Source organism: Paenibacillus sp. J22P277 (assembly GCF_059383675.1).
Map to the genome: position 1 here is coordinate 126,779 of NZ_JBXENS010000003.1, position 12,762 is coordinate 139,540.

General features: G+C 58.1%; 12 protein-coding genes. 2 read left to right on the plus strand and 10 right to left on the minus strand.

Annotated features, from left to right (window positions below):
• Positions 1–61: 61 nt before the first annotated feature.
• The 4 genes from AC50YL_RS09605 to AC50YL_RS09620 form a co-directional block, all read right to left on the minus strand.
• Entirely contained in the window at positions 62–943 is an 882-nt protein-coding gene (locus AC50YL_RS09605; protein WP_494831417.1) for a carbohydrate ABC transporter permease, read from the minus strand.
• Between the two features lie 21 nt (positions 944–964).
• Complete coding sequence (locus AC50YL_RS09610; protein WP_494831419.1) at positions 965–1,873, minus strand: ABC transporter permease; 909 nt, start codon at positions 1,871–1,873, stop codon at positions 965–967.
• 41 nt (positions 1,874–1,914) lie between these two features.
• Positions 1,915–3,717 (minus strand): type 2 periplasmic-binding domain-containing protein, encoded by a 1,803-nt coding sequence (locus AC50YL_RS09615; RefSeq protein ID WP_494831421.1) that lies wholly within the window; start codon positions 3,715–3,717, stop codon positions 1,915–1,917.
• A gap of 394 nt (positions 3,718–4,111) precedes the next feature.
• Positions 4,112–4,951, minus strand: a complete 840-nt coding sequence (locus AC50YL_RS09620; RefSeq protein ID WP_494831422.1) for a helix-turn-helix domain-containing protein — start codon at positions 4,949–4,951, stop codon at positions 4,112–4,114.
• 131 nt (positions 4,952–5,082) lie between these two features.
• Here AC50YL_RS09620 and AC50YL_RS09625 point away from each other — a divergent pair, with 131 nt between their 5' ends.
• Both AC50YL_RS09625 and AC50YL_RS09630 read left to right on the plus strand, forming a co-directional pair.
• The gene (locus AC50YL_RS09625; protein WP_494831424.1) at positions 5,083–5,934 is read left to right on the plus strand and encodes a phytanoyl-CoA dioxygenase family protein; all 852 of its coding nucleotides are present in this window, start codon (positions 5,083–5,085) and stop codon (positions 5,932–5,934) included.
• Between the two features lie 59 nt (positions 5,935–5,993).
• Complete coding sequence (locus AC50YL_RS09630; protein ID WP_494831426.1) at positions 5,994–6,830, plus strand: phytanoyl-CoA dioxygenase family protein; 837 nt, start codon at positions 5,994–5,996, stop codon at positions 6,828–6,830.
• A gap of 162 nt (positions 6,831–6,992) precedes the next feature.
• On the opposite strand, the gene AC50YL_RS09635 is transcribed toward AC50YL_RS09630, so the two are convergent.
• From AC50YL_RS09635 to AC50YL_RS09660, 6 genes are all read right to left on the minus strand, one after another.
• On the minus strand, positions 6,993–7,526 hold the full coding sequence (locus AC50YL_RS09635) for an RNA polymerase sigma factor (RefSeq protein ID WP_494831428.1): 534 nt from the start codon (positions 7,524–7,526) through the stop codon (positions 6,993–6,995).
• Complete coding sequence (locus AC50YL_RS09640) at positions 7,513–8,073, minus strand: VanZ family protein (protein WP_494831430.1); 561 nt, start codon at positions 8,071–8,073, stop codon at positions 7,513–7,515. The genes AC50YL_RS09635 and AC50YL_RS09640 overlap by 14 nt, the downstream gene beginning before the upstream one ends.
• A gap of 207 nt (positions 8,074–8,280) precedes the next feature.
• On the minus strand, positions 8,281–9,609 hold the full coding sequence (locus tag AC50YL_RS09645; protein ID WP_494831432.1) for an ABC transporter substrate-binding protein: 1,329 nt from the start codon (positions 9,607–9,609) through the stop codon (positions 8,281–8,283).
• Positions 9,610–9,649: 40 nt separating this feature from the next.
• A complete protein-coding gene (locus AC50YL_RS09650; RefSeq protein ID WP_494831434.1) occupies positions 9,650–10,801 on the minus strand; it encodes an efflux RND transporter periplasmic adaptor subunit in 1,152 nt (383 codons plus the stop codon).
• Between the two features lie 71 nt (positions 10,802–10,872).
• On the minus strand, positions 10,873–11,694 hold the full coding sequence (locus AC50YL_RS09655) for a carbohydrate ABC transporter permease (RefSeq protein ID WP_494832516.1): 822 nt from the start codon (positions 11,692–11,694) through the stop codon (positions 10,873–10,875).
• A gap of 63 nt (positions 11,695–11,757) precedes the next feature.
• Complete coding sequence (locus AC50YL_RS09660; protein WP_494831436.1) at positions 11,758–12,663, minus strand: carbohydrate ABC transporter permease; 906 nt, start codon at positions 12,661–12,663, stop codon at positions 11,758–11,760.
• Positions 12,664–12,762: the final 99 nt, after the last annotated feature.

A 12,762-nucleotide genomic window follows, 5' to 3' on the forward strand; every position in this document is an offset into this window, starting at 1 on the left:
CGGCATTCAGGCGCTTATTTGCGCGGCATGGCAGGATCCGCCCAGCCGTTCGAGCCGACCGTCATTCCTTCACGGACCCGAGCATGATGCCCGAGATAAAATATTTCTGCAGAAACGGGTACACGCACAGAATCGGAATCGACGCGACGAACACCTGCGCCGACTTGATCGTGCGGTCGGACACCATGCTCATCAGCTTCGCGTACTGCTGCGTCATCACTACGGAATTCGACTGCACGAGGATCGTCTGCAGGTAGGATTGCAGCGGATAATGCTTCTGGTTGTTCATGTAGATCAAGCCGTCGAACCAGGCGTTCCAATGGCCGACCGCGATGAACACGATCAGCGTCGCGATGATCGGCATCGACAACGCGAGGTACAGCTGCCCCAGAATCCGGAAATGCCCGGCTCCGTCCATGAAGGCCGATTCCTCGATCTCACGCGGAATATTGCGAAAGAAATTCGAAAGCAGCAGCACGTTGAACACCGAGACCGCGCCGGGCAGCACGAGCGCCCACATGGAATCGAGGATGCCCGTGTACTTGACGATCATGAACGACGGCACGAGCCCGCCGGAGAACAGCATCGTCACGACAAGGTACCAGGCGAAGGTCGACTGGTGCTTGAAGGATGCCTTGTTCTTGGACAACGGATAGGCGATCAGGATCGTCAGCAGCATGCTGACGGCCGTGCCGAGCACGACGCGCTCGAGCGATACGGCCATCGCGGTCCAGTATTCCGATTTGTTCAAAATGTATTCGTACGACTTGAACGTCGGCTTGACCGGCCAAATCGTCACGTCGCCGGCGTTGACCGCGCTGCTCGCGCTCAGCGATACCGACAGCACATGGATCATCGGCACCACGCAGCTCAGCGAGAAAAGGATGAACAGCAGCCCGTTTAGCGACGTGAACACGCGTCTTCCTATCGAACGATCCGGCATGATTGTCCTCGCCTTCCTTTCCTAAAAGATCCGATGATCCGATACCTTGCGCGCGACGTAGTAGGAGATCGAGATCAGCAGCAGGCTGACGACCGACCGGAACAACCCGATCGCCGACGCGAGGGAATATTGCGATTGCTGCAGCCCCATCCGGTACACCCACGTATCGATGACGTCGCCGGTCGAGTAGACGAGCGGACTGTAGAGCATGAGCACCTGCTCGAAGCCGGCGTTCAGGATGTACCCCATGCTGAGCGTCATCATGAGGATGATCGTCGATTTGATGCCGGGAATCGTAATGTGGAGGATCTGCTTGAAGCGGCTCGCCCCGTCCATGACCGCCGCCTCGTACAGCGTCGGATCGATGGTCGTGATGGCGGCCAGGAAGACGATCGTCCCGAAGCCGGTCACCTGCCAGGTCTCCGTGCCGACCAGCACGAACGGAAACAGCGCCGCCTTCGACAGGAAGACGATCGGCGCGATGCCGAGCTTGCCGAGCAGCACGTTGATCAAGCCTTCGCGCGCGAGCATATCCCGCAGGATGCCGCCGAGGATGACCCACGAGAGAAAATACGGGAAGTAAATGATCGTCTGCACGACGCGCCTGAACAGCTTGGAGATGATCTCGTTCAGCAGGATCGCGACGACGATGGCCGCGAGCGTCTCGACGACGATCTTCATCGCGGCGATGAACAGCGTGTTAAGGACGACCTGCTTCACGTCCGGAATGTACATGAGGCGGCGGAAGTTATCGAATCCGACCCAATCGGAGTGCAGGAACCCGAGACTCGGCTCGAAGCGCTGGAACGACATCACGACCCCGAACATCGGAAGATAAGCGTATACGAACAAGACGATGACCGGCGCGATCAGCATGACGTAAAGCGCAAGCTGCTTGCGCGGGATCGTGAAGGCTTGCAAAAGTTTCATGGCTGCACCTCTATTCAAGGATTACGAGTACTCGGAGCGCCTTATTTGCTTTCGAACCATTTTTGGATGCTGTCTTTGTTCTTTGCCTCGAACCATTTGTTCACGCCGGGGTATACCGCCGACATGTAGAGCGCGTCGTACTGCTTCAGAAAGTCGTCGTATTGGCTAATGTCGCCGCCCTTGACCACGTTCAGGAACATGACGTCGTAGGCTTTCTTGATGATCGGCGCGTTGTCGATCATTTCTTGGGTCGGCATCGCGGTGTATTCGTTCATTTGGAACGCTTTGTTCTTGATGTAGCCGTCGACGACCGCGAGGCTGCCTTGGTCGGTGTACGACAGGTAGGACGGGAAGCCGGCTTTGTCGTTCTTGTCGGCATAGGCTTTGGCTTGGTCGTAGAATAGCTTGTCGGATTCCGGCATGCCGTCGGCCTTGCCCGTCTTGAATGCTCCGCTTACCACCTGGAACGCCTCGTAGTTGAACGACGGATTATAGACCGGCATCGGGTAAGCCAGGAAGATGCCCGAATTGTCGACCGGATCGGTATTGTATTTGCCGAACTGCATCGTCTCCGGGTTGTTGTTCAGGTCGTGGTAGAGGTTCTCCATCTCCACGAGCGCTTCCGGATGGGCGACGCCCTTCTTGGCGACGCTGATGCCGAGGACGGTCGCGGCCGTGACGGACGACTTGGCGGGCTCGGCGTCCGCGGACGGAATGGCGACGGGCAGCCATTTGGAATCCGGATGCTTGTCGAGGTTCAGGTTAAGCGGCCACCAGGCATCCCATAAGCCGCCGAAGACGACGCCGGACTGGTTGTTGACGATCGATTCGTTGTACTTCGCGTCGTCGAACGTCGCGAAATCCGGGTTGACGTAGCCCTGCTTGTAATACTCCTGCAGCTTGAGCAGTGCCTTGCGCGTGTTCTCCCGGTGCTCGGGACCGAACATGCCGTCCTCCAGCTCGCCCTTGCCGTTCTCCACCCAAATGTTCGGGTAGGCATGGAACATATTGAAGAAGGCGTCGCCGATGCCCCAGAAGTTCGACGCGATATTCGCGTCCGCGAGCGCGATCGGGTATTTCTCGCCGCCGCTGTTGTCGTAGTCGTTGTTCTTGAACGCGGCCAGGATCTTGTCGAGGTCGCCGACCGTCTTCGGCAGGGCCAGCCCCGCCTTCTCCACGTTGTCCGAGCGCATCCAGAGCATGAAGCCGGAATCGTGATACGTCTGGCCGTTCGGGATGCCGTATACCTTGCCGTTCTTCGTTACGCCCTCGAGCAGACCGGCGTAATCGCCCGTCAAATATTTTTTCATGTATTTCGAGCCGTAATCCTGCAGCGCTTGCGTCAGATCCTCGAGTTGGCCGGTCGAGGCGAGCCGCTCGAACTGGGACGGGGAAACGTAGAAGAAATCCGGCAAATCGCCGCTTGCGATCATCAGGTTCATCTTCTCTTCGCCCTGCGCGCCCGGCGACGTCCAATTGAACTTCAGGTTGATGCCGAGCTTCTCCGACCACGTGCGGGTATAGATGTTGCTTTCGAGCGTGTCGGGCTTCTTGAGGTTAGACGCGACCTCGTTGTTCGTATGCACGGTCGTGACCGTGATCGGCGGATCGAATTTGCCCAGCGGATCCTTCGCCGGCTCCGCATTCGGATCGAGCAGCTTGGAAATGTCGGACGCCGCATCGCCGTTCGCCGTACCGGCATTAGACGCGGTACCGTTCGTCGCGGCACCGTTCGTCGCGGAGCCGTTCGAACCGGCATTGTCGGCGCAAGCCGCCAAGGAAAGCGATAACGATAGACATACCGCAAGCGAAACCGGTTTTGCGAGAACCTTCTTCTTATTCATGCAGATCTTCCCCCTGTACGAGCCGCATCGGCCCGTCGTTTTGAATAAGTCGGCTGCTTCATTCCTTGCATGCTCCGCTGGACCCGGGTGAGCGCATCCTTGCAGCGCTGGATATGTAAGCGCTTTAGAACATCTGTCTGCATTATAGTGCCTCTATCTTGGACCGTATTGTACAATCGGGAGTTCATTTGTAAAATTGTCATAAAAAAATGGCGGTCCCGAATTCGGGCTTCGCCATTTTTTTCGTTTTTCGGGTAAAATTCCTTCCTGACGCGGCTTTTTTCGACAGGTTCGCCGCACATCCTCTCTTCCTGCCCGAAAATCCTGCCTTGTCCAATTGTAAATTATTACTTTTCGAGCACGAACTCCATTCCCCTTCCGCTCCGCCCCCATATTACAAGAAGCCGTTCTGCTCGCGGTATTCCTGCGGCGTCAGCGCAACGTTCGCCTTGAACGCTTTGGAGAAATGCGCCCCGTCGTAAAAGCCGCTGACGATCGCGATTTCCGTGATCGGCATCGCCGTCGTTTCCAGTAGCCGCTTGGCGCTCTCGATGCGGGCGGACAGCACGTACTTCCCGATCGTCGTGCCGGTGACGTTCTTGAAAAGCTGATTCAGGTACCGTTCGTTTAGCGCATGCCGCGCCGCGATGTCCGGCAGCAGGATTTTCCCGCCGCTGTCCATCCGCTCCTGAATGTCTTCGATCACTTGCCGCACGATGATCTCGTGCTTGTTGGGATGCCCGGTATTCTCGATCTGGTCCATATAGATCCGCACGAAGATATGAAGAAAATAAATTTTGGCCGTCACCGAGATTTGGCGGTCCATGCGGAGCTCGGTGATGAGCGCGCGGAATTCCGCCTGCAAGCCCGGCATCGGCAGCGGAGCCTTCTCGAACTCGAGGCGCTGGAACAGCTCGCCCATCCGCGCGTTCAGATCGGGGCAATCGAAACGGAACATCAAATAATACAAATCGAAGGAGCCTTCCTCGCAGAAGCTGCTGCGCACGTTGTCCGGGACGTAGATCAGATCGCCGTGCTTGAAGTGCAGCGTGCGGTTGTCCTGGACGACGGCGTTGACGCCGCGGGTGTAATAGTTCAATTCGAATCCCGAGCCGGAGCCGTTCCATCCCCGGTCTCGCCAGAAGCCGAAGGAAGGGAACATGAACCGCTGCCATTCCCGGTCGAACAGTTCAATCAGCGTCTTCAAATGCGACGCCGGCTTTGAATGGTGCATCCGCATAGCAATCCTCACTTTTTCTTACAATTTTACAATTGATCGATCAACTATACAATACGGCTTCCGGATTCTGCACTATACTCAATTCAGATTCGCGGCTTCCTAACACGACAAGAGGGATGTGAAGCATGAAGGACAACATCGGCCTTATCACAGAAGCGGACAAGGAATTTTACAAGGAGAACGGCTATTGGGTCAGCCCGGTCCTGTTCGACGAGCAGGAGCTCGAAGAGCTGCGCCGGGCGCATGAGCGCATCTGGGCGTACGACTACGACGGCGACGGTTATCCGCTCGACGAATGGCGCCCGACGAATAATCCCAAGATGCTCCGCAAGATCGATAATTCCTGGTGGATCAACGATGCCGTCCGCAAGACGGTGACGAATCCCGTGCTCGGGCGTCTCGGCGCGGGTCTCATGGACAGCGGCGGGTCGCGGTTATGGTACGACCAAGTGATCTACAAGCCGGGAACCGGCACCGGCGAGAAGGACGCGCTCTCCCCCGGCAACGTCGGCTGGCATCAGGATTATATCTACTGGCAATGCACCGATACGAGCAATCTGGTCACCGCATGGATCGCGCTGCAGGATACGGACCTGACGAACGGCTGCATGTCGGTCGTGCCCGGCTCGCACAAGTGGGGCCTGCTCGAAGGCAGCGACGCGTTCTTCAACCGCGACCTCGAAGCGGTCAAGAACAGAATCGCCGAGGAATCGGGCCGCGCATGGAAGGAAGTCCCGGTGACCCTGAAGGCCGGTCAAGCGAGCTTCCACCATGCGCTGACGATTCACGGCTCCGGGCAAAATTATGCCGAGCAGCCGCGCTTGTCCGTCGTCGCCCATCTGATGCCGGACGGCATGGCCTACAAGAAGCACGGTCGTCACAATGTCGATAACATCCGACTGCTGGGTCCGCGTCCGCGGGAAGGACAACCGTACGACAATCAGTATTTCCCCCTGCTGTATTCCGACAAGCGATAACCGATTCATTAACTAATCTAACCGGCGCCCTCTCGGTGCCTACACGGAGGCATACGACCATGAAAATGACATTGACAGCCGAAGAAATCAAGAACGGCAAGCTTGAACCCGAGAAGCTCGCGATCGCGATCGAACAAGTGAAAGCGAACGGCTACATCGTGTTCGACAAAGTGTACGGCGACGAGCAGGTCGCCGGGCTGCGCGGGGCCTTCGACCCGATGTTCGACGAATACATCGAGCGCCGGGGCTACAACACCGGCACGAACCGGGCGCAGATGCATCTGCCGTTCCAAGCGCCGTTCAACGATCCTTCCATTATCGAGCATCCGATCGCGATGGCCGTAATCGACGGCTTGCTCGGCGCGTATAACAAGATCTCGTACTTCGCGTCCGATACGCCGATGCCGGGCTCGGATTATCAAGCCGTGCATTGCGACATCAACCCGCTGTTCCCGGATATGTCGGTCGCCCTGCCGCCGTTCAGCCTCGTGCTGAACATCCCGCTCGTCGACACGACCGAGGAGAACGGCCCGCTCGAAGTCTGGCCGGGCGGCACGCATCTGCACGGCGACCGCGCGAACCAGGATACGCTCGGCGGCATCGTCAATCCGCATATGCATATCGTGCGCGCGGCGGAACACATGCATTCGGAGAAAGTCTACATGTCCGCCGGCTCCATCGTCATCCGCGACATCCGGATGTGGCATCGCGGCACGCCGAACCGTTCGGACTACCGCAGAACGAACATCGCGCTGATCTATAACCGCGACTGGTTCGGCAGCGGCTATCAGATCCAAATCCCGCGGGAAACGTACGACGCCCTGCCGAAGCGCTCCCAGCAGCTGCTCCGCAGCGAGAAAGTCGGCTACCCGGTCAAAATGCCTTGGGAGTGGTAGGAACTTATCCGGTGCGGAGCCGGCGACCGGCCTGCGCCGATCCTATCGGCCCTGCCGATGCGCGGCTTTGCGGCTGAATCCGTAACCGACGCCAAATGCGATAAAGCAGCTCGTTCATCCGAACGGGCTGCTTTTTTCTTGCCGCGGCGGGCATGTCCCCCGTCAATACGCCGGCTCCATCTCGCGCGACATCGCCTGGAGCTTCTTCTTGGCGCGATGGATCTGGGTCTTCACGGCGCCGATCGATATTTTTTGAATGGACGCCAGCTGTTTGTACGTCAGCCCGTAGCCGTACACGAGCAGCAGCGCCTTTCGCTGCTCCGGCTTCAAGACCTCGAGCAGCTCGAACTCGTCCGATTTTTCGAGGGCGCTCTCCATGCCTCCGTCAACTGCACCCGAGATGACTTCCATGCGTTCGTACGAGAATTCCTGGCTTCTCATCCGCTTCCGGTACAGATCGATCGCGGTGTTGCGGGAGATGACGTTGAGCCAGGCCTCCTGGATGTCGTCGAACTTCAGCGCGTTGAACCGCCGGAATATTTTGATAAACGTTTCCTGCACCGCGTCCTGCGCCAGAAAATGGTCTCTTAAGATCGAATACGCATAATAATACACTTGTTTGTAATGCTTCTGATACAGCGCGTTGAATACGTCGTTTGCGCCAAGATCCATCATCGTCGCTTCATCCTTTTGCATGGAGAACTCCTCCTGCTTGGTCCAGCTGGGGGGCAGGCGCGGCTTGGCTGCCTTCGGATGCCGCCGCCAGGTAAGCCGCGCTTAATTTGAATACCAAACCGCCGATCACGCCGCCTGCCGTATTGAGCAGCAGATCGTCGACGTCGAAGCTGCCGATGGCGAATACGGCCTGCCCGCCTTCGAGCAGCAAGCTCAGGCCGAACGAAGCCAGCATCGTGCCGGTCAGCGCCATGCCGCCGTTCTTGGACAGCAAGCCGAGAAACAGGCCGAGGGGAATGAAGATCGCGATATTCCCCACCAGGTTGATCAGGTCGTGCGGCGACTGGCCGTGCAGCGTTCTGGCGATTTCCTTGAAGGGCGTCAGGTTGCCGCTGTGCAGCTGCCAGCTGAGATAATCCGGGCTTGCCAAGCTCCTCAGAAGCTGGTGCCACAGATACTTGGCGTCGATGAGGCGGAATTTAAATAAAATGATTTCGAATAACGCGTATACGTACATGGCAAGCAGCGCGCGAATCATAAAGCCGTTCAACCGTCTGTTGGGTGTCATATCGTTTCCTCGCTTTCTTCCTGGCCTTTCTACCTCTTCAGCATAAGAAAAACAATTTAAAGAGAAAGTAGGTAAATCTTAAATAATTATAAAACTTGCGTCCTTCGCGAATGCGATAGCTGCATTCCGGACCGAAACGCTGCCCGGCAGGAACGAAAAAACAGCCCGCGGCACGGGCTGTTCCTTCGTCGATTCCGATCGGCGCGCTTACTCGTTCAAAACGGTCGTGGCGCGGTTCTGGATCAGCTTCGCCGCTTCCTCCGCCGTCTTTTGCCCGCCGTAATACGCGTAGGCTTCCTCCCCGACGATCCCGACCAATTTGCCGTCCAGCTGCGCATAATTCGTCGTTGCATGGAGCAGCTCCTTGAAGCGGGCGAATTCCTCGTCCGACACGGTCGCCGTTTGTCCGTTCGGCAGCTTGCGGGAGCCGCTTTTCACTTGTTCCGCCAGATCGTCCAACTGCTTGTCGTTCACCGATTTGAGCAGCGAGAAGCCTGTTTTCCCCTCCGCGGTTTGCCCTTCCTCGGACAGCAGGAAGGCGATGAATTTCCAGGCTGATTCCTTCGCCGGAGACTTCGCTTGAATCGCGAACTGCATCACGGGAATGATCCGCATGCCGCTCGCCTCGCCGATGTGCGGCTTCTGCACCACGCGCGGATGGGCGAAATACGTATGCAGGCCGTCGATGACGTCGGCGGGCGATTGCACGACGGCCGAATAGAACAATTGCTTGCCCATGTCCGTCGGCTCCGCGGTCATGACCTTATCCGCGTAGATTTGGTTGACTTGCTTCAGCAAGCTTACGAATTCGGGGGAGTCGAAGCTGGCCTTCTTGGCGTCGGCGTCCACGAATTTGGCGTAATTATCGACCACCATTTCTTGCAGCAGGACATCCGGCGGCATATCCGCCATGGCATATCGGCGTTCCTTGCCGTTCTGCTGGTCCTGCTGCATGATCGCCTTCGCCATCGTTACGAACTGCTCCCAGGTCCAGGTCGCTTCGTCGTAATCGGCCTGCGCGAGCGCGTCCTCGTCGCCCACGAAAGCCCGCACGTTAAAGCCGGCCGGCATGGCGTACGTGCCGCCGTTCATTTTCACCGCGTTCAAGACGTTCGTTTCCAGGTCGCCTTTGTTCGGCAGGTCGTCCTTCGCCATGAGATCGTCCATGTTCAGAAAAAGCTTCTTGTCCACGTACTCCTCGATCGGCAAATTGTCCGTTTCGTAGACATCCGCGCCTTTCCCCGAGAGCAGCGCCGTATTCGTCGTCTTCTGGTACTTCTCGTAATCCTCGGGCTCGAATTTTTCCCCGATTTGCTTATACGCCTTGATTTGCAAATCGATATCCGGATACTTCGCTTCGAACTTCTTCTCCAGCGTCTGGTAGAAGGGGGTCAATTGCCGGACCGACAACGTCACGGTCGACTTTTCGCCTTCCGTTCCCTTGTTGTCTGCCGTGTTCGCTTCCCCTTCGTCTCCGGAACTGCATGCGGTCGTCAAGGTCAGGAACAACGCTGCCGTGCACAGCCATTTTTTCATCGTTGAAATGCCTCCGTTTTGTTTATTCATCCTGCTTCGGTTACTGCAAGCGAACGCGGTTCCCGTCCTGGAGCGGTTCGCCGCTCTCGAGAATGATCCGTTCGTCCTCGCTCAAGAGGTCCGATTGAACCATCGTCTGGTCGTCGTTCGATTGAACGGCCTGGATTCGGACTTGGCGGGCCGCAAAGACATTGCCGAGCGCGCCTCGCCGCTCTTCGACGACATAGACGAATGCGCCGGTGCCGTCGCGATGAATCGCCGCATTGGAGACGAGCAAGCCCGATTGCGGCGAAGCCTGCTTGAGCAGGAGCTTCGCCTCCTCGCCGCCATGCAAGCCGGCATCCGCGAGTTTCAGCTTGATCGCCTGCTGCGGGATCGGCGGCGCGTTCGCCGCATCGTCGCCGGCGGCGCGCGACGGCGCTTCTTCCAGCTCGTCGATCGTTCCGGCGACGATGCGCGTCTGTTGCCCTTGAACGGTATGTACCTCGACGTCAAGCCGCTTCCCGACCGTCAAACCCAGGTTGGCGATCAGCGCGCGATCCGCCGTCACCGCCAGCCGGTAGCCGAGGCTGCCGTTCGCGATGCGAACATCCGGTTCGCCCGCGGAGGCCAGGCCTTCGACGGCATTCACCTGCGTGACCGTCCCGTCGAACGGCGCGCGGATTTCCCGCTCGGCGGCCAGCTTTTCGGTCAGATCGGCGATTTTCCGCTGCTGCGCGCCCAGATCGAGCTTCAAAGATTCGATCGCGCGTTTGGCTTTGCGAATCTCGAGCGCGTCTCCCCCCGCCGACGTCAGGATGAACTGGTCTTGGGCGTTTTGCAGCTCGATGTCCTGTTTCTTCGCAAAGGAGCGTTCGTCTTCCAATTCGCGTGCCGCGGACGCGCCGTCGTACGTGACGAGCGGCTGCCCTTTCTTCACGCGCTCGCCTGCCTTCACCCGTACCGCCCGTACCTTCCAGCCGGCCGGGTTCGGCAGCTCCGCTTCCGCGTAGGGTTCGATCCGGCCGCCGGCTTCGAGCGTGAATCCCAGGCTGCCGCGAACCGGCTGTTCCGTCCGCACCTTCGGCAGCGTCAGCGATTGCAGCGTGTTGCCGAATAACGTCATGAACGCGAGCAGTCCCGCAAAAACCGAGAAGGCGATCAGCATGATCCGTTTGCGCCTGCGGTCCGACTGCGCTGCTGCCAATTCCATCTTCCGTCTTCTCCTCCGTTCGATTCGTGTGGCCAACCGCGATCCGCGGTCGCCGTTTTGCGCGGCCCTGGTTATCCTTTGATGCCGGATAATTGGATGCCTTCGATGAAATACGTTTCGGCATATAAGAACAACAGTACCATCGGCGTCATGTAGAGCATCGACGCGGCGAACGCGATTCCCTTCTCGCCGTTGATCCGCGATAAATAGACGGACAACGGCTGCTTGAACGGATTATCCAGAAAAATAAGCGGCTGCTCGACCATGTTCCAATAATCGACGAACAAGAGAATCACGAGCGAAGCCAAGCCCGGTTTGATCATGGGCAGGATAATCGCGCGAAAGATCCGCAGGTGTCCGGCGCCGTCCATCTTGGCGGCTTCGATATACGCATAGGGAATATGCAGCGCGAACTGCCGAAGCATGAACACGCCGAACGCCGCGAAGATGCCGGGCAGAATAATCGCATTGGGGCTGTTCAGCAGCCCCAGCTTGCCGGCCATGATGTAATTCGGCACGAGCGTGACTTGGAACGGCATGAGCATCGTCAGCAGGTAGACGAGAAAAATCGTTTCCCGGCCGCGGAAGTTCAGCTTGCCGAGCGCATAGGCGGCAAGCGCCGCGATCAGGGTCTGACCGGCGATGATCGGCACCACCATGTACGCCGAATTCCAGAACATCCGCAAGTACCTCGGACTGCTCAGCAAGACCTCGCCGTACTGCTTCAGGGACACGAGATCCGGCAGCAATTTCAGGTTCGCGAACGGCGGCTCGTTCCCCGATGCCGTCTTCACCTGCCCGATCGGACCGTAGTCGATATCCAGCTCCTGCGCGGTCATGAGCGAATTGGTGAACGTGATCGCGATCGGACTCACGAACAGCAGCGCTATCATGCCGAGCACGAGCGTTAACGCGCTTTTTTGCAGCGCCTTGGCGATGGGCACGCGCGCTCCCTCCTATTCCATGAACTGCCGATACCGGCGTTCGACCGCGAACAAGCCGAGGACGATCAGCAGGATGCAGCCCGCCATCAGCGTCGCCGCCGCGGTCAGTTTCTGAATGTCGAGCGACATGAACATGTTGTTCATGTAATGCTGCAGCATATAGATGCTGTCATGCGGATAATCCCCCGCGATCAGGTACGTCTCGCGAAATACTTTGAACGAGTTCATGATCGACATGATCGCGACCACGAACATCGTGGGGGTCAGATACACGAGCGTGATGCCGCTGAATTGACGCCAGCGTCCCGCGCCTTCGATCTGGGCGGTCTCGTAGTAATCCTTCGGAATCTGCTGCAAGCCCGCCAAGAACAAGATGACGTTATAGCCGACGTTCTTCCAGAGGTACACGACGACGATGACGTTGCGCGCCGCTCCGGTCTTCATCCAATCCGTCCGTTCCCAGCCGAACGCGCTCAGCCACGCGTTCAGCGAACCGTTCCAATCGATCAGCATCTGCCAGACCAGCACGATGGAGGCGACCGGGACGACGAGCGGAAGCACGTAAGCCGTCCGCAGCCATCTCCGCAGATATAGTCTCTTGTTCAACAGCAGCGCCAAGCCCAGCGATATCGCGAGATTGAGCGGAACGCTGACCGCGCTGAAATAAGCGCTGTTGGCTGCCGCCTTGCGGAACGAGCCGCTCGCCAGCAGCTCGCGGTAATTCGCGAGACCGGCGAAATGCCCGTCCACCGGACTGTCCAGCACCGAATAGAAAACGCCCATCGCGAACGGAATCAGATAGAACAGCGCGAACCCGGCGCCGCTCGGAGCCAGAAACAGCCAAGCCGCCGCCGCGTCCGTGCGAAACCACCGCGCCGGCCTACGTCCCGTTTTCCATCCCTGCCATCTCTTCCTCACATTCTGTGTCCACCTGCCTTTCATGCCTCAACAATAAAGCGGGCGGATAAAGAAAGAAGTAGGCGAAAGATTAAATTTCCCTAAAAGGCAGCTCCGCCG

Excerpts from the sequence above, each read along its gene's own strand:
- AC50YL_RS09605 (WP_494831417.1), bottom strand. The coding sequence starts at position 943 with ATGCCGGATCGTTCGATAGGAAGACGCGTGTTCACGTCGCTAAACGGG.
- AC50YL_RS09610 (WP_494831419.1), bottom strand. The coding sequence starts at position 1,873 with ATGAAACTTTTGCAAGCCTTCACGATCCCGCGCAAGCAGCTTGCGCTT.
- AC50YL_RS09615 (WP_494831421.1), bottom strand. The coding sequence starts at position 3,717 with ATGAATAAGAAGAAGGTTCTCGCAAAACCGGTTTCGCTTGCGGTATGT.
- AC50YL_RS09620 (WP_494831422.1), bottom strand. The coding sequence starts at position 4,951 with ATGCACCATTCAAAGCCGGCGTCGCATTTGAAGACGCTGATTGAACTG.
- AC50YL_RS09625 (WP_494831424.1), top strand. The coding sequence starts at position 5,083 with ATGAAGGACAACATCGGCCTTATCACAGAAGCGGACAAGGAATTTTAC.
- AC50YL_RS09630 (WP_494831426.1), top strand. The coding sequence starts at position 5,994 with ATGAAAATGACATTGACAGCCGAAGAAATCAAGAACGGCAAGCTTGAA.
- AC50YL_RS09635 (WP_494831428.1), bottom strand. The coding sequence starts at position 7,526 with ATGCAAAAGGATGAAGCGACGATGATGGATCTTGGCGCAAACGACGTA.
- AC50YL_RS09640 (WP_494831430.1), bottom strand. The coding sequence starts at position 8,073 with ATGACACCCAACAGACGGTTGAACGGCTTTATGATTCGCGCGCTGCTT.
- AC50YL_RS09645 (WP_494831432.1), bottom strand. The coding sequence starts at position 9,609 with ATGAAAAAATGGCTGTGCACGGCAGCGTTGTTCCTGACCTTGACGACC.
- AC50YL_RS09650 (WP_494831434.1), bottom strand. The coding sequence starts at position 10,801 with ATGGAATTGGCAGCAGCGCAGTCGGACCGCAGGCGCAAACGGATCATG.
- AC50YL_RS09655 (WP_494832516.1), bottom strand. The coding sequence starts at position 11,694 with ATGATAGCGCTGCTGTTCGTGAGTCCGATCGCGATCACGTTCACCAAT.